Origin of the sequence: Natrarchaeobius oligotrophus, from assembly GCF_003841465.1 — an archaeon.
GTDB classification, from domain to species: domain Archaea; phylum Halobacteriota; class Halobacteria; order Halobacteriales; family Natrialbaceae; genus Natrarchaeobius; species Natrarchaeobius oligotrophus.
In genome coordinates this window covers 117,207-136,361 of record NZ_REFZ01000008.1, presented here as the reverse complement: position 1 = coordinate 136,361, position 19,155 = coordinate 117,207, and the positions used below count along the sequence as shown (strand labels likewise).

Annotated in this window: 22 protein-coding genes; 19 read left to right on the top strand and 3 right to left on the bottom strand. The window is 65.2% G+C overall.

Translation table 11 applies throughout. The features are described 5' to 3' along the window. Window positions 1-63: 63 nt before the first annotated feature. On the top strand, window positions 64-591 hold the full coding sequence (locus EA472_RS13290; protein ID WP_124192002.1) for a CinA family protein: 528 nt from the start codon (window positions 64-66) through the stop codon (window positions 589-591). A gap of 53 nt (window positions 592-644) precedes the next feature. Continuing rightward, on the top strand, window positions 645-1,142 hold the full coding sequence (locus EA472_RS13285; protein ID WP_124192001.1) for a metal-dependent hydrolase: 498 nt from the start codon (window positions 645-647) through the stop codon (window positions 1,140-1,142). 169 nt (window positions 1,143-1,311) lie between these two features. On the opposite strand, the gene EA472_RS13280 is transcribed toward EA472_RS13285, so the two are convergent. Then, window positions 1,312-2,319, bottom strand: coding sequence for a DUF7139 domain-containing protein (locus EA472_RS13280; RefSeq protein ID WP_124192000.1), 1,008 nt, complete (start codon window positions 2,317-2,319; stop codon window positions 1,312-1,314). A gap of 195 nt (window positions 2,320-2,514) precedes the next feature. On the opposite strand from EA472_RS13280, the gene EA472_RS13275 reads away from it, so the two are divergent. From EA472_RS13275 to EA472_RS13240, 8 genes are all read left to right on the top strand, one after another. Next, window positions 2,515-2,799: a DUF5789 family protein gene (locus EA472_RS13275; RefSeq protein WP_124191999.1), complete on the top strand. Its 285-nt coding sequence runs from the start codon at window positions 2,515-2,517 to the stop codon at window positions 2,797-2,799. 6 nt (window positions 2,800-2,805) lie between these two features. Further along, window positions 2,806-3,504, top strand: coding sequence for a CPBP family glutamic-type intramembrane protease (locus EA472_RS13270; protein WP_124191998.1), 699 nt, complete (start codon window positions 2,806-2,808; stop codon window positions 3,502-3,504). An 80-nt stretch (window positions 3,505-3,584) separates the two neighbouring features. Next, window positions 3,585-4,049 (top strand): DUF302 domain-containing protein, encoded by a 465-nt coding sequence (locus EA472_RS13265; protein ID WP_124191997.1) that lies wholly within the window; start codon window positions 3,585-3,587, stop codon window positions 4,047-4,049. Window positions 4,050-4,104: 55 nt separating this feature from the next. Next, a complete protein-coding gene (locus EA472_RS13260) occupies window positions 4,105-4,665 on the top strand; it encodes a tRNA (cytidine(56)-2'-O)-methyltransferase (RefSeq protein WP_124191996.1) in 561 nt (186 codons plus the stop codon). 115 nt (window positions 4,666-4,780) lie between these two features. Then, window positions 4,781-5,032, top strand: a complete 252-nt coding sequence (locus EA472_RS13255) for an amphi-Trp domain-containing protein (RefSeq protein WP_124191995.1) — start codon at window positions 4,781-4,783, stop codon at window positions 5,030-5,032. A gap of 102 nt (window positions 5,033-5,134) precedes the next feature. Continuing rightward, window positions 5,135-5,659, top strand: coding sequence for a transcription factor E (tfe, locus tag EA472_RS13250; RefSeq protein ID WP_124191994.1), 525 nt, complete (start codon window positions 5,135-5,137; stop codon window positions 5,657-5,659). Next, on the top strand, window positions 5,660-6,331 hold the full coding sequence (locus EA472_RS13245) for a DUF2110 family protein (protein WP_124191993.1): 672 nt from the start codon (window positions 5,660-5,662) through the stop codon (window positions 6,329-6,331). It begins immediately after the preceding gene. Between the two features lies 1 nt (window position 6,332). After that, window positions 6,333-7,103, top strand: coding sequence for a DUF5803 family protein (locus tag EA472_RS13240; RefSeq protein ID WP_124191992.1), 771 nt, complete (start codon window positions 6,333-6,335; stop codon window positions 7,101-7,103). Window positions 7,104-7,148: 45 nt separating this feature from the next. Here the strand turns inward: EA472_RS13240 and EA472_RS13235 are convergent, their stop codons facing one another. Next, window positions 7,149-7,601: a chemotaxis protein CheW gene (locus EA472_RS13235; protein WP_124191991.1), complete on the bottom strand. Its 453-nt coding sequence runs from the start codon at window positions 7,599-7,601 to the stop codon at window positions 7,149-7,151. 135 nt (window positions 7,602-7,736) lie between these two features. Here EA472_RS13235 and EA472_RS13230 point away from each other — a divergent pair, with 135 nt between their 5' ends. The 9 genes from EA472_RS13230 to EA472_RS13190 all read left to right on the top strand — a co-directional run bounded on the left by EA472_RS13230 (window position 7,737) and on the right by EA472_RS13190 (window position 18,292). Continuing rightward, a complete protein-coding gene (locus EA472_RS13230; protein ID WP_124191990.1) occupies window positions 7,737-8,510 on the top strand; it encodes a chemotaxis protein CheW in 774 nt (257 codons plus the stop codon). Window positions 8,511-8,672: 162 nt separating this feature from the next. Beyond that, window positions 8,673-9,035 (top strand): chemotaxis protein CheY, encoded by a 363-nt coding sequence (cheY, locus tag EA472_RS13225; RefSeq protein WP_124191989.1) that lies wholly within the window; start codon window positions 8,673-8,675, stop codon window positions 9,033-9,035. Continuing rightward, complete coding sequence (gene cheB, locus EA472_RS13220; RefSeq protein ID WP_124191988.1) at window positions 9,032-10,228, top strand: chemotaxis-specific protein-glutamate methyltransferase CheB; 1,197 nt, start codon at window positions 9,032-9,034, stop codon at window positions 10,226-10,228. Before cheY ends, cheB begins: the two co-directional genes overlap by 4 nt. Continuing rightward, the gene (locus EA472_RS13215) at window positions 10,221-13,730 is read left to right on the top strand and encodes a chemotaxis protein CheA (RefSeq protein ID WP_124191987.1); all 3,510 of its coding nucleotides are present in this window, start codon (window positions 10,221-10,223) and stop codon (window positions 13,728-13,730) included. Before cheB ends, EA472_RS13215 begins: the two co-directional genes overlap by 8 nt. Window positions 13,731-13,770: 40 nt before the next feature. After that, window positions 13,771-14,376 (top strand): chemotaxis protein CheC, encoded by a 606-nt coding sequence (locus EA472_RS13210; protein WP_124191986.1) that lies wholly within the window; start codon window positions 13,771-13,773, stop codon window positions 14,374-14,376. After that, on the top strand, window positions 14,373-15,623 hold the full coding sequence (locus tag EA472_RS13205; protein WP_124191985.1) for a chemotaxis protein CheC: 1,251 nt from the start codon (window positions 14,373-14,375) through the stop codon (window positions 15,621-15,623). Before EA472_RS13210 ends, EA472_RS13205 begins: the two co-directional genes overlap by 4 nt. Then, a complete protein-coding gene (locus EA472_RS13200; RefSeq protein WP_124191984.1) occupies window positions 15,620-16,141 on the top strand; it encodes a chemotaxis protein CheD in 522 nt (173 codons plus the stop codon). The genes EA472_RS13205 and EA472_RS13200 overlap by 4 nt, the downstream gene beginning before the upstream one ends. Continuing rightward, window positions 16,138-16,956, top strand: coding sequence for a CheR family methyltransferase (locus EA472_RS13195; RefSeq protein WP_124191983.1), 819 nt, complete (start codon window positions 16,138-16,140; stop codon window positions 16,954-16,956). The genes EA472_RS13200 and EA472_RS13195 overlap by 4 nt, the downstream gene beginning before the upstream one ends. 97 nt (window positions 16,957-17,053) lie before the next feature. Then, window positions 17,054-18,292 carry a hypothetical protein gene (locus EA472_RS13190; protein WP_124191982.1) on the top strand — a complete coding sequence of 413 codons (1,239 nt, stop codon included), beginning with the start codon at window positions 17,054-17,056 and terminating at the stop codon, window positions 18,290-18,292. 55 nt (window positions 18,293-18,347) lie between these two features. On the opposite strand, the gene EA472_RS13185 is transcribed toward EA472_RS13190, so the two are convergent. Next, window positions 18,348-19,151, bottom strand: coding sequence for a DUF7289 family protein (locus EA472_RS13185; protein ID WP_124191981.1), 804 nt, complete (start codon window positions 19,149-19,151; stop codon window positions 18,348-18,350). Between the last annotated feature and the right edge of the window lie 4 nt (window positions 19,152-19,155).

Below are 19,155 nucleotides of genomic sequence, written 5' to 3'. Positions count from 1 at the left end.
GTTTCGCCCCGATCCGGGGGCGTCTCCGTCGGATTCACGTCGGTCCCGCCCGTCGGTGTGCGTATGAACGACGAGATCGACCGCGAGTTGCCGATGAAGGTGGCCGACGCGCTTCGCGAGACGGACGACACGCTGGCGGTCGCGGAGTCGTGTACGGGCGGCCTGATCGGCGCGGCCGTGACGGCCGTGCCGGGCGCGAGCGACTACTTCGAGGCGGGGCTGACGACGTACGCGTACGACGCAAAGCGCGGGCAACTGGGCGTCAGCCGCGAGGCGCTCGACGAGCACGGTGCGGTCTCCGCGCCCGTCGCACGCGAGATGGCCCGGGGCGTTCGGGACGTCACCGACGTCACCTGGGGCGTCTCGACGACCGGCATCGCCGGGCCGACCGGCGGAACGGACGGGAATCCGGTGGGCACCGTCTACGTCGGCGTCGCCTACGCCGGTCCCTGGGGAAGCGAGTCGTCGTACGCCACGACGTCGCGCTACGAGTTCGACGGCGATCGCGCGACGATCCGGGCGAAGACGGTCGAACAGGCGCTCGAGGATCTGCTCTCCGAGGTCGACGCGCGCGAGGACGTGACCGCGTAGTTGACAGTCTCGAGAGAAAGCTATTCGACGGTCGATTCCCCAGTTGGGGGTAGATGAACAAGAAGGGACACGTTCTCAACGCCGTGCTGTTGAGCATCGGACTGGGGTATCTCCTTGAGCCGGCGACGGAGCTGTCACACGTTCCGGCCACGCTCGAGACGATGGTGATGATCGCCGTTCCGGTGACGCTGGGCGCGCTGTTTCCGGACGTCGACACGGCCTTCGGCAAGCATCGAAAAACGCTGCACAACCTGGCCGTGCTGGGCGCGTTCGTCGCGTATCCGTTCGTCTTCGGAAACCTCGAGTTCGTCTGGATCGGGATTTTGACCCACTACGCGCTCGACGTCGCCGGGAGCAAACGCGGAATCGCGCTGTTTTACCCGCTTTCTTCCAAAGAGTACGGACTGCCGACCGGCGTCGCCGTCAGCAGCCGGTACGCGACGATCGTGACCCTGGTCGTCACCGCCGCGGAACTCACACTCGCTGCGGCCATCGTCTTCGAACTGCCACAGTGGGGATTCGAACTCGGCCGGCAGGCGATGGGACTGTAGCCGCCCGCGTCGTCTCGAGCCGCGTCGTCTCGATCCGTCACGCACTGGCCCCGAGACGCGTCGGACCTGCTCTCGAGGACGAGGGAGGCGTCTCGCGACGGACGAGCGTGTGAAAACAAACACCGACGAACGGGGTTCAGCTGCCTTTTCGACCTCTCGGCTCCGTTTTTCACCGCCGATTCGGCGTCCACTCCTCGCAGGCGTCCATGTCGTCCATGGCTCGCTCGTGGTGGCGACAGTAGGGAACCATTCCGGACGACCGGACGTACTCGAAGTGGCGACAGTTGCCGCAGTACCGGTCCGTCGACCGATCGGTCTCGGCCGGGGACGGCGGGGAGTCGACGATCTCCGCGTCGGTTCCGCCGTCGCCGTCGAGCGGTGACGTGACGTCAGCGGCGGCCGACCCGCCGTCGCTCGTCGGCGTTCGGGCCGCCGCGACGGAGCCGGACCCACCCCTCGAGTGCGAGCGGCCGCTTGAACCGGCGCTCGACAGAATCGTTCCGTCGTCACCGCCGCGTTGACCCTGCCGTTCGGACTCCGAACTCGCGTCGTCGCCCGCCGAGTTCGTCTGCGTTTCGACCTCGCCGTCGGGCGTTCCGCCGAGGAAGCCGATGCCGCCGAACCCGCTCGAGGCCGGCGTCTCGTCGGGCGTCTCGACGACGGTCTGGGTGTGGCGGGTGACGTTCATCTCGAGCATTCCTCCGGGATCGTTGCGCGTTTTGAAGTTGACGACGGCGGTGAACAGACACCAGACGGCCGTGAACAGTCCGAGCAAGTAGACCGCGGACACCTGGAACGTCAGATCGTCGCCGACGCCGTTCCAGTGGTACGGATACGCGTGCCAGAAGAGCGCGACGCCGAACAGACAGAGACTCGCGCTGATCGCGGCGGCGGCTTTGACCCGTCTGCTCGCCGGCAACACGATGAAGACGCCGACGAGGGCGGCCGGGACGCCGAGTCCCGCGAGCAATCCGGCGATGCGAACGGACGCGTACTGGTCGCCCATCTCCCACGAGAGCGAGGAGACGAACCCGCCGAAGAGGGTAGTCGCCGCGAAGAGGACGGCGACGACGGCGAGGATCGCGCCGACTAGGACGAGCGACGTCCCCGCGTACAGCCGTCGAGGGTCGCGCGTCTCTCCAGCGTTCCCCTCGTAGACGTCCGTCAGGCTTGTCATGCGGGGGCATTGGGGCTCCTCTCACAAAACGGTACGTCAGACACAGGTCAATTCACAGAGATGAACGCGTTCGGCGGCTCTGTGGGACGTGCCTCTCTCGCCCGTTCCTGACTGGGTGGGTCGGGCGACGGGGTTTACCCGCGTTGGCCACCGATAAGCGAAACCTTGAATCGACGGGCTCGCGAACCGGGGCACATGAGCGACGACGAGGACGAGGAACCCGCCGTCTCACTCGGTGACCACACGCCAGTCGAGGGCGCGCCGCTCGCCCGCGTGGCCTCGCGTCTGACCTGGCCCAAAGAGAAAAGCGAGATCGATCGCCTCGAGGGCGAGAGCGTCGTCCGCACGCCCGACGGTCCGAGATCGCTCTCGTCGATCCTCGAGTCGGTCGACGAGACGTACTTCCAGCGCCGCCAGGAGTTCGAAGCCTGCGTTCGCGACGCCGTCGGAACCGGCCCGATACCCGTCGCCGACGAGTAACCGATCGTGGCGACCGAGGACGAGAGGCACGCCGTCGGGTGGATCCGCCATCAGTTCGACCGACTCTCCTGGGTCCAGAAGTCGTTGCTGACCGGCGCGGTCGTGACGATTCTGTGGATGTCCCTCGTTCCGGGCGAACTCGAGCGACGGATCGTCGTCGACAGCGTGCTCCTGATCGGCGGACCGCTCGCGCTCGGACTCTCTCACGGCCGTCACATCGGCTGGACGATCAACCGGGTCGCGATCCGAAACGCCGTCTTGCTCTCGCTGTTCGTCCTTCCGTTTTACCTCGTGGGCTCGACGCTGCCGACGATCCGCGAGTTCTACCCGATGTGGACGGTCTCGCTCGCACCGACCGAGTTCGTTCCGCACGCCGTTCAACTCTTCGTGCTCGCGCTCGCGACCGAAACCTACTACCGGGGACTGCTCTGCGTCGGCGTCAGGGAGATCGGATTCAAGGCGGTCTTCATCAGTCCCGTCGTCTACATGATCCACCACTCCTCGAAGCCGCCGATCGAGTTCCTGCTCTCGGGGCCCACGGACGTCCTCTTCGGCGCGGTCGACTACAAGTCGAACTCCATCCTCCCGTCCGTGATCGCCCACGGCGTCGGGCTCGTGTTGCTCGACTGGCTCGTCCTCCGCGAGCCGCTGTTCGACCCGACGCCGTTTCTCCGCTCGCTCGAGTGGCTGCCCGTACCGCTCTGATCGCGTCGACGCGACGCCGACGCCGGCCGCCCTCGGTAGCGAGGCCACAGACTAAGGTCCGTGACGACGAACTCGTGTCTATGAGTCTCCCGATCGACCCCGAGACGATCGACCCCGACGACTTCGGCGAGAAGCAGGCGATCCTCGAGATGGACCACGAGGAAGCGATCGAGCACGTCCGCGAGGTCTGCGAGACGGTCGGCTTCGGCATCCCCGTCGAGTTCTCGCCGTCGGAACTGCTCAACGAGAAGGTCGACGCCGATCGCGACCCGTACTACGTCCTGGGTGCCTGCAATCCCGCGATCGCGGACGAGGCCCTCGACGAGACGATGCGCATCGGCGGTCTCTTCCCGTGCAACGTGATCGTCTGGCAGGAAGAGCCCGGCAGACAGCGCGTCTACCACGTTTCGATCATGAAACTGGCCCGCCTGATCGGCGTCGCGCCCGACAACGAGGCGTGGGCCGATATCGTCGACACGACCGGCGACCTCACCGAGGAGGCGTTCGAGGCGCTGGATTCGGTCGAAGCCGAAGCGACCGACTGACCGGCGTCACCGCGAAAGCGAAACCCCCTAACCCCGTCCGCGAGTGAACCTCGCCATGGAAGACGAACCCGAGGTCGCCGTCCTCAGGCTCGGTCATCGTCCCGGCCGGGACGAGCGGATGACGACCCACGTCGGGCTGACGGCCCGAGCGCTCGGTGCCGACCGCGTCCTCTTTCCCGACAACGCGGGTCAGTCGCTCGAGACGGTGTCGGACATCACGGAACGCTTCGGCGGCCCCTTCGCGGTCGAGCTAACCGACGCCCCGAAGGCGGTCATCTCCGGGTGGCCGGGGCTGGTGGTCCACCTGACGATGTACGGCGAGCGCGTCCAGGACGTCGAGGACGACGTCAAACGGGTCTACCGCGACGGTCGGCCGCTGTTGCTCGTCGTCGGCTCCGAGAAGGTTTCGTTCGACGTCTACGAGGCGGCCGACTGGAACGTCGCCGTCACCAACCAGCCCCACTCCGAGGTGGCCGGCCTCGCCGTCTTTCTCGACCGGCTGTTCGAAGGCCGGGAACTCGAGCGCGAGTGGCGCGACGCCGATCGGCGGGTCGTCCCGACGGAGACGGGAAAGCGGGTCGAACCCGCAGACGGCGGGAGTGAATCGGAGGAGTAGCCGACCAGGCGCGACGGATCGACCGAACGGACGCCCGTTTTCGTGCGTTCGACGTTCCCTCGAGCCTGCCAGTTCGCAGCCAAGTTATTTGTGTCCGATCGGAGGCAATCCGAACGTGAGCGAAACGACGAAACACGCGGACGAGATCTCGCGAGACGAGGCGGCGGACCTCCTTCAGGAACTGGCCCGCGAACTTCGCGACGGCGGCGCCGCCGAGATCCGAGTCGGCAACAAGATGCTCACGCTCAGTCCCGACTCGGTGCTCGAGTACGAGATCAAAGTCGACGAGCGGTCGCCGATGCTCGGCACCGACCACGAGGAGGTCACCGTCTCGCTCGAGTGGTCCGTCCAGGACGAGGAGAGCTGATCCGCGGCGGGTTCGCCCCCGCTTACGCACCCACGTCCGTGCGACCGCATCGCGAGCCCCGCCTCAAAAGACTTAATGGCTGCATGGCGTTACGGATAGGTAATGGCTTTTGAGGACCTGCTCGAGGATCCGGTCATCCAGAAGTACTTGCACGAGCTGGTCGGTCCGAAGGGGATGCCCGTCGCGGCGGCACCGCCGGACGGCGAAGTGACCGACGAGGAGCTCGCGGAGGAACTCGACCTCGAGTTGAACGACGTACGGCGGGCGCTGTTTATCCTGTACGAGAACGATCTCGCCAGCTATCGCCGACTTCGCGACGAGGATTCGGGGTGGCTCACCTACCTCTGGACGTTCGAGTACGACAACATCCCGGAGAATCTCGAAGAGGAGATGTACCGGCTCCACGACGCGCTGGAACGGCGCCAGGAGTACGAGCGAAATCACGAGTTCTACCTCTGTGAAATCTGTTCGATCCGCTTCGAGTTCGGCGAGGCGATGGACTTCGGATTCGAGTGTCCCGAGTGTGGCTCGCCGCTGGAATCGATGGACAACGATCGACTCGTCGACGCGATGGAGGGGCGACTCCAGGCGCTCGAGGACGAACTCAACATCGACGCGGACGCCTAAATGGTCGTACTCGCAACCAAACTCTACGTCGAGGGCGACGCCCGGGACCGCGCGCTGGACTCGCTTCGGTCGCTGGTCGACAACGAGATCGGCGAACTCGAAGTCGAGTTCGACCTCGGGGTCCGCCACGACGACTTTCCCTCGGTAACCATCGAGGGCGAGGACGCGACGGTCGCACGGAACGTCCTCCGCGAGGAGTTCGGCGAGATCGTTCCGGACCTCACCGCCGGCGAGACGTACGTCGGCACGCTCGAGTCCTGGGACGACGGCGGGTTCGTTCTCGACGCCGGCCAGCCGGTACGGATTCCGACCGACGAACTCGACCTCGGACCCGGCTCCGCCGAGCAGGTGCGCGAACGATTCGGACTGGTACAGCACGTCCCGCTTCGCTTCGTCTACGGCGGCGACGCCCCGTCCCGACTCGCGGACGAGGAGCGCGATCGCCTCTACGAGTGGACCCGCGGGACCGGTCGGCTCAACGTCAACAGCGCGACGCGGGCGGAGGTTCGGGCCACGCTCAACCGCGCCGGCCACGCGCGAGATTACGTTACCGTCGAACGGCTCGGGCTGCTCGAACAGAGCGTCCTCTGTACCGAAGGAACCGATCCGCCGGGACTGCTCTCGAGCGTCGGCGAGTACCTCCCATCGGAACTGCGCTGTGTCGTTCCGTAATATGAACCGACGGCTCGTTCTCGCTGCGGTCGCGGTCGCGTTGCTCGCCGGGCTCGCGGGCTGTTCGATGATCTTCGGCGGCATCTCCGACGAGGAACTGGACCGCGAGCAGGAGTACGACGATCTGCGGGATCGAGACGCCGACGTCGTCGTCGACATCGAGGGCGGGAGTCTGATCAGCAACAGCGATTTCCGCGCGGTGTACGATCTGAACGAAACCGACGAGCTGACGCTGTATCGCTCGAATTTCTACCGCGACGAAGCGCTCGACATCCACAGCGTTCGCTACTGGTATCCCAACGGAACCGAACTGACCGGCTCGGAACTGTTCGTCGATCAGAGTCGCTCGAGCACCGAGGTCAGGGTGCCGGACGGCAACGGAACGATCGCGTTCTCGGGCAGCGGAGGGAGCAACACGTTCCAGCTGCCGGCGTACGTCCACGAATCGCACGAGGTGATCCTTCCGGAGGGTCACCGGACGTCGAACTTCCTGTTCGGCAACGTCAACCCCGGCGGCTACGAACGCGAGGTCGTCGACGACCGCGAGCACCTGACGTGGGAGCACGTCGACGGCACGATCTCGCTGCGGTTCTACCAGACGCGGGACGTGCCGCTGTTCGCCGGACTGGTGGCCGTCGTCGTCGTCTTCGGCGGGGCGGGAATCGCCTACTACTACCGACAGGTCAAACGCCTCCAGGAACGACGCGAGGAGATGGGCCTCGACGTCGAAATCGAGGACGATTCGGACGACGGGCCGCCACCCGGATTCTGATCTCTCCGGGACGGTCGACGACCGATCGCCCGAACGGTTGGATTGTCAGCCGTGAATCTCGCGCTCGTCGAGCCAGATCGCTCCGCCCTCCCCGAGATCGAATCGCCCCTCGACGAACTGGGCGCTCGCCTTCGCCGGCTCGAGGTTCGTTCTTCGAACCGTCTCGGTGACGTCGATCTCGTCGACGAGCCAGCCGTACCGGACGCCGCGCTCGTCGGTTTCGGAGAGCACGAGCAGTTCGGGATCGTCGACCCGCGATCGGTCCGGTTCGAACACGCGAAGGAGGTCGACCACGCGAACCTGCTCGTCGTCGACTCTGGTCGAGCCGGCGTTCCAGGGATCGTCCGCGCTCTCGAGCGACCCCGTCTGCGTCACGCTGACGACGGAGGCGACCGCGTCGACTCGAACGCAGTAGCGCTTCCCCGCGAGCGAAAACGTGAGCACTGTGAGACGGTCTGATTCGGTGTCGCGTCCGTCGCGGGTTGAGAACGACGCCATCGTCATCTAGGGCGGCTCGAGGGAAGCCATAAGCGTTGTGATGCGGGTTTCCCCACGCGCCCGTCCGGGGCTGCCGACGCGGTATTCTGAGGGGTAACGTTTTATTGGTGGAATGTCATCGACGACTAGAAACAGATGGCCTCGGATCTCCCAGAAAAGCTCCTCGGAATCGACATCGACGGCTCGTCCGACGACCGGCGCGAACCGGTCGACGCGCGCGAATCCGCCGAACTCGTTCGGATCGTCCGATTCGGCGTCGGCGAACACGCGCTCGCCGTTCCGGTCGACGACGTCAGGACGGTGACGGACGTTCCGGAGGACCACACCCGAGTTCCGCGCACGCCGTCGGCGATCGACGGGCTAACCGATCTCCGCGGCGACGTCACCGCGATCATCGACGTGACGTCGCACTTTCCCGTCGCTGAGGACGACGCCGACCGTGATCAGTTGCTCGTCTTCGACTCTCCCGACGACGAACAGTCCGCAGCAGCACCGATCGACGTCGTCTACGGCGTCGAGTCCGTCCCCGAGGAAGACGTCCTCGACGCGGAGGCCGTCGCCGAACGGGGGTACGACGGGAACGCACTCGAGCATCCGCTCGTCGACGCCCTCGTGGAGCGAGAGCGTCGGTCTGGTCGACGAGTCGACGACCTGCCCTCGACCAGCGTCGCGCTCGAGGGGCCGGACGGTACCGATCGTTCCGACGATACCGGAACGTCGACGGTCGCGTTCGACAGCGGCGATGCGAGCGAAACGGCGTTCGAGCCCGCCGACGAAACGGTCGAGTCCGGCGATCAGCCGGCGGATGCCGATCGGTCGACACCGCGACGGATCGTCGTCGAACTAATCCCGCTGGTCGACGTCGAGAAGCTCTTGCTCGCCTCGGGTCGTCCCGCCTCGAGGCCGTAGCCCAAAGCGTTGGCGTCTCGCCCGTCCGCCGGCGGCCATTCGCACGGGGCCGACTTTCGAAAACTAACAGCGTTCGTTCATATCCAACTGTTATCACGGTTGATAATCGAGAGACAGCATTTATGGTAGTTCTATTTCTACTTTCATTTGGTGTACTACTAAATGTCGACAGGGGTTCTCATCGTGGACGACTCTCATTTTATGCGGAATCTGCTGCGACAAATTTTAGAGCAGGATTACCGCATCATCGGAGAGGCGACAAACGGTGCCGAGGCAGTCAAGCTGTACAAAGAACACGATCCCGACATCGTCATGATGGACATCGTCATGCCGAAGTGCAACGGGATCAAAGCCACCGCCGCGATCAAGAAGATCGACCCGACCGCTCGCGTCATCATGTGTACGAGCGTCGGACAGCGCGAAAAGATGAAACTCGCCGTCAAGGCCGGCGCCGACGGCTACGTGACGAAACCGTTCGAAGAACCGAGCGTCAGAAAGGCTCTCACGGACGTCGCCGCGGCATGACGCGAGTACTCGTTGTCGACGACTCCCGGTTCATGCGGACGATCATCGACAACGCACTCACCAGCGCCGGCTACGAGGTCGAGACGGCCGAAAACGGGCTGGAAGCGGTCGACGCCGTCTCGACGTTCGACCCGGCCGTCGTGACGATGGACGTGGAAATGCCCGAAATGGACGGGATCGAAGCGGTCGAACGAATCATGGCGACCGATCCGACGCCGATCCTCATGCTCAGCGCGTACACGGACGCCGGAACCGAAGCGACCCTCGAGGCGCTCGCCCGGGGCGCGGTCGACTTCCTCTCGAAACCCGACGGCTCCGGTGCGCGAAACGTCGCGCACCTGGCCGACGACGTCGTCGAGAAAGTCGACGCCCTCGCCGACGCGGACGTCTCGTCGCTCGCGGTCGCACAGACCGCGTCGGCTGCCGCGTCCGTTCGATCGATTCGCGCGCGGCAAGCGTCGACCGGATCGACGGCGTCGGTCGGGACGGAAACGACCGTGGACTCGGTCGCCGACGCGCCGGTCCGCGCCGGCGCGAGTGCCGTGCCGTCCGACTCGCGGTCCGATCGAGAGGCCGATCTGGAGGCGCTCGCGGACGACCTCGATATCGAGCCGGTCGTCGTCGTCGGCGCGTCGACGGGCGGCCCCAGGGTCGTCGAACGACTGTTGGAGCGGTTGCCGACGAGCCTCGGAGCCACGGTGATCGTCGTCCAGCACATGCCCCCGGAGTTCACGGCGCGGTTCGGCGACCGCCTCGATGCGATCAGCGACTACGACGTCAGCGAGGCCGACGACGGCGACCGGATCGGCGGCGGAGACGCGGTCGTCGCACCCGGCGGTTTCCACCTCGAGATCGCGACGAACGTCGCCGGGAAGCTTCGGCTTCGACTCGACGACGGGGATCGCGTCCACGGCGTTCGTCCCTCGATCGACGTCACGATGAAAAGCGTTGCACGCCGGGTTTCGAATCCGATCTGTGGCGTCGCCCTCACCGGTATGGGTCGCGACGGCGCGGCCGGAATCGAGGCGATCAAGGCGGCCGGCGGACGGACGATCGCCCAGGACGAGGTGACGAGTCCGGTCTTCGGAATCCCCTGTCAAGCAATCCGCACCGGCTGCGTCGACGACGTCGTCTCCGGAGCCGACGTCGCCGACGCCGTCGTCGACGCGTTCACGGGTGAGAGCGATGACTGAGTACTGGTCCGATTTCGTCGGCGAGAGCAGAGAACGTATCACGGAGCTGAACAACGCACTGTTGGCCCTCGAGCGCTCGCCCGACGACGAAGCGGCGACCGACAACATCTTTCGGATCGCTCACACGCTCAAGGGCAACTGCGGTGCGGCGGGCCTCGAGTCGGCGAGCGACCTCGCACACGCGATCGAAGACCTACTCGACGCGGTTCGGGCGGGCGATCTCGCGGTCACGGCCGACGTGATGGACGACGTCTTCACGGCCGTCGACGAACTCGAGCGGATGGTCGACGAACTCGAGGCGAGCGGATCGATCGAGACCGATCCGTCGCCGACGATCCGAACGCTTCGCGACCACCTCGATACTGCGCCGATCTCGTCGGTCGATCCGCCCGGCGACGACGAGATCGAATCGGTTCTCTCGCGGTTCGAGCCGCCCAGAGACGACGGCCACGACGCCTACCTGGCCCGGATCGCGATCGCGGCATCGGACGCCGAGACGCGCAGCCGCGACAACGGCGCGCTCGTCGTCGACGCGCTGATCGACGCGTTCGATCTGATCGGAACGGTTCCGGCACGCGGCCGCATCGAAGACGGCTCCTACGGCGGACGGTTCGACGCCGTCTTCGGCTGTGCCGTCGGCGAAGCCGCGATCACCTCCGGGCTCGAGTCCGTCGAGGAGGTGGCGGACTTCGAGATCGTGGCGGTGACGGATCGGCTCACGTCGATTGCGGCCGACGCGGGCCCGACGCCGTCCGTCGAGACCGGGCGACTCGACGACGACGTAAGCGGTGCGACGATCTCTTCGGACGAGGCCAAATCGCTCGGGGTCGACGACTTACTCTCGGAGTTCGACGAGTTCGACGACCTCGACGAGAAGGTAAAGGAAGTCGAGGCGGACGACGATCTGGACGTCTTCGACGAGATGGGTGACGCCGGCTCGTTCGACGATCTGTTCGCCGATGCGGAGGACTCGAGTTCGGACGTCGCACCCGAGGAATCCGTCGCTACCGACGCCGAAGACGATGAGGTCGAGGACGCCGAAGCGGTCTTCGCCGAACTCAAAGCCGAAGTCGACACCGTTGGTTTTGACGAACTCCAGGAGGAACTCGAGGAACTCGAGTTCGACGAGTTCGACGACGAAGAGGAGGTCAGCATGGACGAGCTCCTCGGCGACGACTTCGCGGACGACGATTCCGAGGCTGAACTCGAGGAGAGCGTCGAGAACGTCGGTTCCGGCGCGGAATTCGAAGAAGACGTCGAAGTCGACGCGGCGTCGGACGACGACGCCGGAAGCGGCGACGACGCCACGGCGGACGATCCGGTTTCCGACGACGAGTTAGACGAGTTCCTGCTCGGTTCGTCCGACGACGGCGGGGACGTCGGCGAAACGACTGCGGAAGCCGACTCCGAGCCTGCTGCGGACGTCGCCGGTTCCGTCGGCGCGAAAGCGAACGCGTCAGTCGACGCAGAATCGGGCGAGGCTGACGACGCGGAATCGGACGAGATCGACGACGTCGAATCGACCACCGGAGCCGACGAATCGACCTCCGAAGCCGACGAATCGGTGACCGATCGCGACCTCGAGACGGCGGCCGAAAGCGAGTGGAAATCGGTCGTCGATTCGGAGTCGTCGATCGAATCCGACGAACCGGTCGACGACGTCGAGAGCGCGGACGGCGAACGCGATCAATTCGACGATTCGGACGAAGAGGCCGAGGACGCAGAAGATGCGACCGGCGAACTCGAGGACGCCGACGAGCAGCGTTTCCAGGAGTTCGACGAATCCGCGACGCCGGATTCCGAGGCCTCGTCGACGGACGAGTTCGGCGGATTCGCGTCCGCGGACTCCTCGAGCGCCGAGTTCGAGGGGGCGTTCTCCGACGCCGACGGCGCGTTCGACGCGTCGGTCGAGGACTCCGACATCGCGTTCGACGACGACGAGACCACCGTTTCGCCGATCGACGACGCCGACGACGGGTTCGACGCTGAGGACGGTCAGGAGTCTGCGTTCGAACCGACGTCGGAGCCAGATTTCGGCGGTTTCGACGACGCCGACGATGCGAGCGAAGTCGACGGATCGGCGGACGCGGACGTCGATCCGCTCGACCTCGTCGACGATGCGGACGATTCGTTCGAGGAGACGTTCGGTGAGGACGCCTTCGACGACGCGGAGTTCGGCGTCGGCATCGACGACCGGTTCGACGAGGTCGGTGCGGATTCGTCCTCGAGGGCCGACGTCGAGGACGAATCCGCACACTCCGGCGACGACGTTACGAGAGTCGTCGAGGAGCCGGAGCTCGAGATTCCCGACGTCACCGTTCCCGAGCCGTCCGATCGGCCGACGTCCGAGGACGACGCCGACGGCCTCCAGTCGGTGCGCGTGGACGTCGATCAGATCGACGATCTCGTTACCCTCGTCGAGGGGCTCGTCACGAGCCGCGTCCGCCTGCGCCACGAGGTGGAATCGAACCGGGACTTCGAGGCGATCGAAGCCGAACTCGAGGATCTCGACGACCTCACGACGGAGTTACAGGAGACGGTGATGGACGTCCGGTTGATCCCGCTCGAGACGGTCGCGAACCGACTCCCGCGGATCGTCCGCGATATCGCTCGCGATCAGGACAAAGACGTCGCCTTCGAGCTGACCGGCGGTGACGTCGAACTCGACAGAAGCATCCTCGACCGGCTTCGGGATCCGCTGATTCACCTGGTTCGGAACGCGGTCGATCACGGGATCGAACCTCCCGAGAAGCGAAAGAGCGTCGACAAACCACCTGAGGGACAGGTCGAGGTGGCGGCAACGCGCTCGCGCGATCGCGTGACGATCACGGTCGCGGACGACGGCTCCGGACTCGATCCCGACCGCCTCCGCTCGGAGGCGGTCGACGCGGGCGTTCTCGACGAAGAGGACGCCGCCGACCTCTCCGACGACGAGGCCGCGCGGCTCATCTTCGAACCCGGGCTCTCGACCGCGACGGAGGTGACCGACGTTAGCGGCCGCGGCGTCGGGATGGACGTCGTCAGACGGACGATCGAGGAGATGGGCGGATCGGTGTCGATCGACGGCGAACCTGGCGAGGGGACGACGGTCACGATGACGCTTCCCGTCTCGATCGCGATCGACGACGTGCTGTTCGTCCAGTGCGGAACCGAAGAGTTCGGAATTCCAACCGAAGCGGTCCACGACGTCGACGTCGCCAGTTCGATCGAGATCGTCGACGGCGAACGGGTGATCTCCGACGGCGAACGAACCTATCCCGTCGTTCGGCTCGAGGAGGCGCTCGACGTGCCGGAACCCGCGTCGAACGGTGACGGCGGCGTCGTGGTGCGCATCCGGGATTCCGTTCGCCCCGTTGCCCTCCAGTGCGACAACGTCGAGGGCCAACAGGAAGTCGTGGTCAAACCTTTCGAGGGGTTCATGGGCGGTATCCCGGGGCTCAGCGGTGCGACGGTTCGCGGCAGAGGAAAAGTGATCAACATCATCGACGTGACAACACTATGATTGGATACGTACACGACGACAGATACGGACGGAGGCTGCAATGACGCTGATGGTCGACATTCGGAAGCTGAGTTTCATAAACGAGATGGCCAAAGTCGGAACGAACGGCGTCGCCGACAACATGAGCAAGCTGACCGGAGAGGACGCCCGGATGGACGTCACGAAGACGAACTTCGTCGACGTCGACGACATCGAAGCCCAGCTCGAGCCCGGCAAGCGCGTCGGCGTTCGCGTTCGGTTGCTCGATCCGCCCCACGGCCACATCCTCATCCTCTTTCCGGAAGCGAGCGCCAAGAAGATCACGGCGATCATGCTCAGCGACGTCGTCGACGACATGTCGGACGTCTCGGGCAAGATGGCCAGGAGTGCGGTCGAAGAGATGGGGAACATGATGGCCAGCGGCTTCATCGACGGCTGGGCCGACGTCCTCGGGCGCGTGATCGACATCGCGGCTCCGCAGCTCGTCTACGCGCCGGCCGGCGACATCGTCACCAGAACCGCTGGCCTCGGTGGCGACGATCTCGCCCTGTTTTTCGATTCGGATCTGACCGTGCCGAGCTATCAGATCGAAGCCGAAATTTACGCCTTCCCCGACCTGGAAGAGTTCGTCGAAATGGTCAACGGCATCGAAGTCCAAACCGCATGAAACTCGACGTCAACGCACTCGGGACGTTCTATCGAATGGCGCGGGAAGGCGCCGGACTCGCGGCGGGTCGGCTGACCCACATGACCGGCGTCGAAACGCGGGTCGGCGTGACGAAGTTGAACTTCATGCGCGGCCGCGAGATCCGTCGGGATTTCGGCGAGACGGATCGGGTCGGCGTTCGGGTAAAGCTCAGCGGCGCGATCGAGGGCCACTCGCTGATCGTCTTCGAGCGCGAAAACGCGGTGCGGGTCATCGAGACGCTACTGGCCGAAGCTGATCCCGACGCCGACTTCGACGTCGATTCGTTCGATCGGATGAGCAAAAGCGCAACTACCGAGGTCGGCCACATCATGAACAGCGGCTTTATCGACGGCTGGGCCGACGTTCTCGAGACCGTTATCGACGTCTCGACGCCGGAGTTCGTCGAGGGTCGGACGGCCGATCCCTTCTTCGACGGCATCGAGGAGACGCCCGACGACGACGACCTCGCGTTGCTCTTCCAGAGCCGGATCGAGGCCGTCGACACCGAGATCAGTTTCAGTTACTACCTCTTTCCCAACCGAACGTCGATGGCGTCGCTGCTCGAGCGATTGCGCGCGAGCGGCGGGATCGAGTACGACAAACTCGACGGTTTCGACCGCATGGCCGAACGCGGTGCCGAAGAGGTCGCAAAAACCGCGACGACGCTCACCGGCATCGACACCAGCGTGGAGATCCGTCGGCTCAACTTCGTCTCGCTCGAGACGATCCCCCAACAGGTGCCGGACGAACGACTGGTCAGCGTTGCCTTCGAGTTCGACGGCGTTCCGAGTGGCTACCTCGTCTTCCTGTTCGACGAGGAGTCGGCCCACGAGATCGTCGACGCGATGGTTCCGGCGTCGATCGACGAGGACGGCTTCGGGCAGATGGGAACGAGTGCAATCAAGGAACTCGGCAACATCATGGCCAGCGGATTTCTCGACGGTTGGGCGAACGTACTCGATACGGCGATCGACCACTCGACGCCGGAGTTCGTCCACGACTACGGTGCTGCGGCGGTCGATCCGGTTATCGTCAAACTGGGCGCAAATCAGGAGTTCGCGTTCGTCTTCGACACCGTCGTCGTCGCCGACGGCCGCGAGTTCGACTGCGAAGTGTACGCGATCGCGGACGAGTCCGATCTCGAGCGCGCGCTGAACGATCTCGACGTCGATCGAATCGAGGAGACGCCGACCACGGCGGAGTTTCAGGAAGTCGATACCGTATGAAGACGTACGGAAGCGAACCGGGCGCGCCCTCACCGGTCCAGGTCGGCATCTCCGAGCTGGCGGTCAGCGAGGGCGATGATACGCTCAAATCCTACGGACTCGGCTCGTGTCTCGCGATCGCGCTCTACGATCCGGACAGCGAAATCGGCGGCCTCGCACACGCCATGTTGCCCGACGGCGACGCCGCGGAACACAACAGCGACCGCAAACCCGGCAAGTACGCCGACACGGCGATCAGGGCGCTGTTACGCCGGATGGTCGAACGCGGCGCGAGCTACACAGACGTCGAGGCCAAGATCGCGGGCGGCAGCGACATGTTCGAATTCGATAGCTTCGGCGACGGCGTCGGCAAGCGCAACGTCGATGCCGCGAAAGCGGAACTCGAGAAACTCGGCGTTCCGCTGATCGGCGAAGATGTCGGCGGTGCCCACGGTCGAACGGTGGAGTTCACGCCCGGAACGGGACGACTCGTCGTCAAAACCTCCGACGAGAACGAAAGCAGCGTGTCCGAGCTGTGACCGCGACCACAGACGCCCTCGAGGAGCTCCTTTCGTTCGTCGAGGAAGAACTCGCGTTCGCGACGAGCCACTACAACGACGGCTACCTCGACCGTCGCGTCTCCTCGCGAATGCGACGCACGCGCACGGACACGTACGACGAGTACTTCGAGTTGCTGCGGTCCGACCCCGACGAACGGACGGCGCTGCTCGAGGCGATGAGCATCAACGTCACCGGGTTCTTTCGCAATCCCGACGTGTGGTCGGGTATCCGTGCCGTCCTTCGACGAATCGCGGCCGCTCGCGACGAGATTCGTATCTGGAGCGCCGCCTGTGCCGACGGTCGCGAAGCGTACTCGCTGTCGATGCTCGTCCACGACGATCCGGTGATCGACCGGGAGTCGGTTCGCATTCTCGGAACGGACATCAGCGAACCCGCACTCGAGACGGCGCGCCGGGGCGTCTACGCCGAATCGCGGACGGTCGACGTTCGGGAGCAACTCGAGTTTCTGGACTCTTACGACGAGTACGTCGAGACCGAAGAGAACACGTACCGAATCGCCGACCGCGTCCGCGACGTCGTCTCCTTCGAGCGCCACGATCTGATCAACGACGGACCGAAATCCGGCTTCGATCTCGTCGTCTGTCGGAACCTGTTCATCTACATCGACAACGAGTACAAGCGCTCGATACTGAACGTGATCTCGGACTCGCTCGTCCCCGACGGCTTTCTCGTGATCGGCAAAGCCGAGACGATCCCGCCGACGTTCGACACCGGCTTCGACGTTCGTGACGCGCGATTGCGGATCTACCAGCGGTCGCCGGGACCGAACTGAGGTGGCGTTTCCGGGAACGGACCCGAACGCGTGACCGTCTTCGCTGCGTGAGTGTCGACCACCGTTTACATGATCGTCGGTCGAGTACGACCCAACGATGACCGGCCTCGACCTTCGCCCGTTCGTCACCCGCTGTCGAACGCTGGTCGACTCCGCCCCGCCGACGACCGCAGGCGAGACGCGCACCTGGATCGTCGAACCGTTCCTCGAGACGCTCGGCTGGAACGTCTCCGCCGACGCGACGGTCGTCGACGACGCCGTCGAGGACGTTCACCTCGAGTACGTGCTCGCGGTCGACTCGATTCCCGCGCTGTTCGTCGCCGTCGAGCCCTACGGCACCGCGCTCGAGGAGGCGCGGGCGACGGACCTCCTCGAAGCGATGTCGTGGACCGGCGTCGACCGCGCGCTCTACACCAACGGTCGCGAGTACTTCTTTCTGGCGGGGACGACGGGCGTCGATCGGCTCCCGTGTCGTCTCCCTGCGCTACCCGAGCACGAATCCTCGATCGAACACTTCACCCGCGCGGACGCGAGCCGCCGGCTCGAAGGCGACGCCCCCGAGGTCGTCGGACGACGGCTCGCGCTCGAACGAGCGGCGATCGTTCGGTCGTTCGTCGAGCGGTTGACCGCCGCGACCGGCGGAGAGCGCTACGCCGAGGAGTTCGAGTCCGCCGCGGACAGGTTCGTCGATCGGTTGATCGTCTCGTTTGCTGGCGACGAGTACGATCGGTTCGCAGCCGGGTCGAACGACGAGTCCGACGCGTCGACCGGATCCGTTTCGTTTCGGTTCTCCGAGCCGTCGGCGGTGGACGGCGCAGTCGAACGCGACGACGAAGCGTCCGTCCCGAGCGGCTCGGACGAAACGCAAACCGCCGACGGAGAGACTATCGGGCGCGACGAACCCGCCGTAGCCGGATCCGACGAACCGGCTGCACCGACGGGCTCAGAGCGGGCTGACACTGACGAGCAAACCGTACCGGCGGATGCGGACGGGGACGGCGAGTTCGTCGTCAAATTCTTCAACGACCGCGGTTCGATCGGCGCGATCGGCCACTCGAGTTCCGGACGGGCGCTCGTCCACGCGGCGGAGTACCTGTTCGACCGGGGGCTCTCCGGCGTCTCGGTTCCGTGGCGTCCCACCGAGGACGGCCGCGTCGTCCTGAACGACGAACCCACGGGATCCGACAGCGAATCAATGACCTCCCCGTATCAGCTGTCCAACGGGCTCTACCTCGAAGTCGGTGGTGGGCTCGAGGACCACGCCGAGCGGATTCGAGCGCTCGCGTCTCGAGCCGGGCTCCGGGCGATGTTGACCGGCGACTGGGAGGATTCCTGACGCTGTCGTCTCTTTGCGACGTGTTACGAGTGAAAACCGGAGCCGACCGTCGTCCTCAGCCGAGTTCGGGATAGTCGATCTGGACCTCGACGACGTCGATCGAGACGCTGTCGGCGTCGCAGACGGCCGCGTTCTCGGTTTCGTCCCACTCCCATCCCTCCGCGTTCTCGAAGTACGTCTCCCAGCCGCCGCGGTGCGGTCCGTCCTCGACCTCGACGGTCACGTTCTCGGTTCCGGTTTCGAACTTCCGCACCGTTTCACCGTCGACTTTCGAGAGCCTGAACTCCATCCCCTCGGTGCTCTGGATCGACCGGTCGCCGTGGGAAATTTTCACGAGCGATACCAACGCGGTGTCGGTGCGTTCGCGACAGGTGACCATCGGATCGGAGATGACGGCACTCGAGCCGTCCCCGCTCCCCCGGAAGACGCCACCGCCCTCGTAGGCGACCGTCATCGAGTCGGTCTCGTAGACGAACGCGCCGAGATCCTCGCCTGCGTACTCGTCGCTCCAGTTCCACGTCGGCGATCCGTGTTCGTCGTACACCGTCGCGTCGAGGGTCGTCCCCGCTTCTCCCGGTGAGACGGTCCCCTCGCGGAGGGTGAGCGTTCCGGACCGGTGAGTCACCCCGTCGTTCCGGACGACGTCGTTTGCGTTGTCGGCGAACGCGTCCATCGCTCGTTCGGCGTTGCCGAGCTTTTCGTTTTCCTGGTAGTCTTCGATCGCCTGGAAGCCGACCAGTCCGACGAGGATCACCGACGTGAGCACGATCGAAAAGACCAGCACGAAACTGAGTACCTCGGTTACGCCTCGATCGTCCGTCGTCGATCCGAACGCTGCTGTGAATCGCGTTTGTCTCATCGTC

Bases quoted from the DNA above. Each gene is read 5' to 3' on its own strand.
- EA472_RS13215 (WP_124191987.1), top strand. From the start codon at position 10,221: ATGACTGAGTACTGGTCCGATTTCGTCGGCGAGAGCAGAGAACGTATC.
- EA472_RS13240 (WP_124191992.1), top strand. From the start codon at position 6,333: ATGAACCGACGGCTCGTTCTCGCTGCGGTCGCGGTCGCGTTGCTCGCC.
- EA472_RS13285 (WP_124192001.1), top strand. From the start codon at position 645: ATGAACAAGAAGGGACACGTTCTCAACGCCGTGCTGTTGAGCATCGGA.
- EA472_RS13280 (WP_124192000.1), bottom strand. From the start codon at position 2,319: ATGACAAGCCTGACGGACGTCTACGAGGGGAACGCTGGAGAGACGCGC.
- EA472_RS13290 (WP_124192002.1), top strand. From the start codon at position 64: ATGAACGACGAGATCGACCGCGAGTTGCCGATGAAGGTGGCCGACGCG.
- EA472_RS13185 (WP_124191981.1), bottom strand. From the start codon at position 19,151: ATGAGACAAACGCGATTCACAGCAGCGTTCGGATCGACGACGGACGAT.
- EA472_RS13235 (WP_124191991.1), bottom strand. From the start codon at position 7,601: ATGGCGTCGTTCTCAACCCGCGACGGACGCGACACCGAATCAGACCGT.
- cheB (WP_124191988.1), top strand. From the start codon at position 9,032: ATGACGCGAGTACTCGTTGTCGACGACTCCCGGTTCATGCGGACGATC.
- EA472_RS13230 (WP_124191990.1), top strand. From the start codon at position 7,737: ATGGCCTCGGATCTCCCAGAAAAGCTCCTCGGAATCGACATCGACGGC.
- EA472_RS13260 (WP_124191996.1), top strand. From the start codon at position 4,105: ATGGAAGACGAACCCGAGGTCGCCGTCCTCAGGCTCGGTCATCGTCCC.
- cheY (WP_124191989.1), top strand. From the start codon at position 8,673: ATGTCGACAGGGGTTCTCATCGTGGACGACTCTCATTTTATGCGGAAT.
- EA472_RS13190 (WP_124191982.1), top strand. From the start codon at position 17,054: ATGACCGGCCTCGACCTTCGCCCGTTCGTCACCCGCTGTCGAACGCTG.
- EA472_RS13275 (WP_124191999.1), top strand. From the start codon at position 2,515: ATGAGCGACGACGAGGACGAGGAACCCGCCGTCTCACTCGGTGACCAC.
- EA472_RS13200 (WP_124191984.1), top strand. From the start codon at position 15,620: ATGAAGACGTACGGAAGCGAACCGGGCGCGCCCTCACCGGTCCAGGTC.
- EA472_RS13205 (WP_124191985.1), top strand. From the start codon at position 14,373: ATGAAACTCGACGTCAACGCACTCGGGACGTTCTATCGAATGGCGCGG.
- tfe (WP_124191994.1), top strand. From the start codon at position 5,135: ATGGCTTTTGAGGACCTGCTCGAGGATCCGGTCATCCAGAAGTACTTG.
- EA472_RS13210 (WP_124191986.1), top strand. From the start codon at position 13,771: ATGACGCTGATGGTCGACATTCGGAAGCTGAGTTTCATAAACGAGATG.
- EA472_RS13245 (WP_124191993.1), top strand. From the start codon at position 5,660: ATGGTCGTACTCGCAACCAAACTCTACGTCGAGGGCGACGCCCGGGAC.
- EA472_RS13265 (WP_124191997.1), top strand. From the start codon at position 3,585: ATGAGTCTCCCGATCGACCCCGAGACGATCGACCCCGACGACTTCGGC.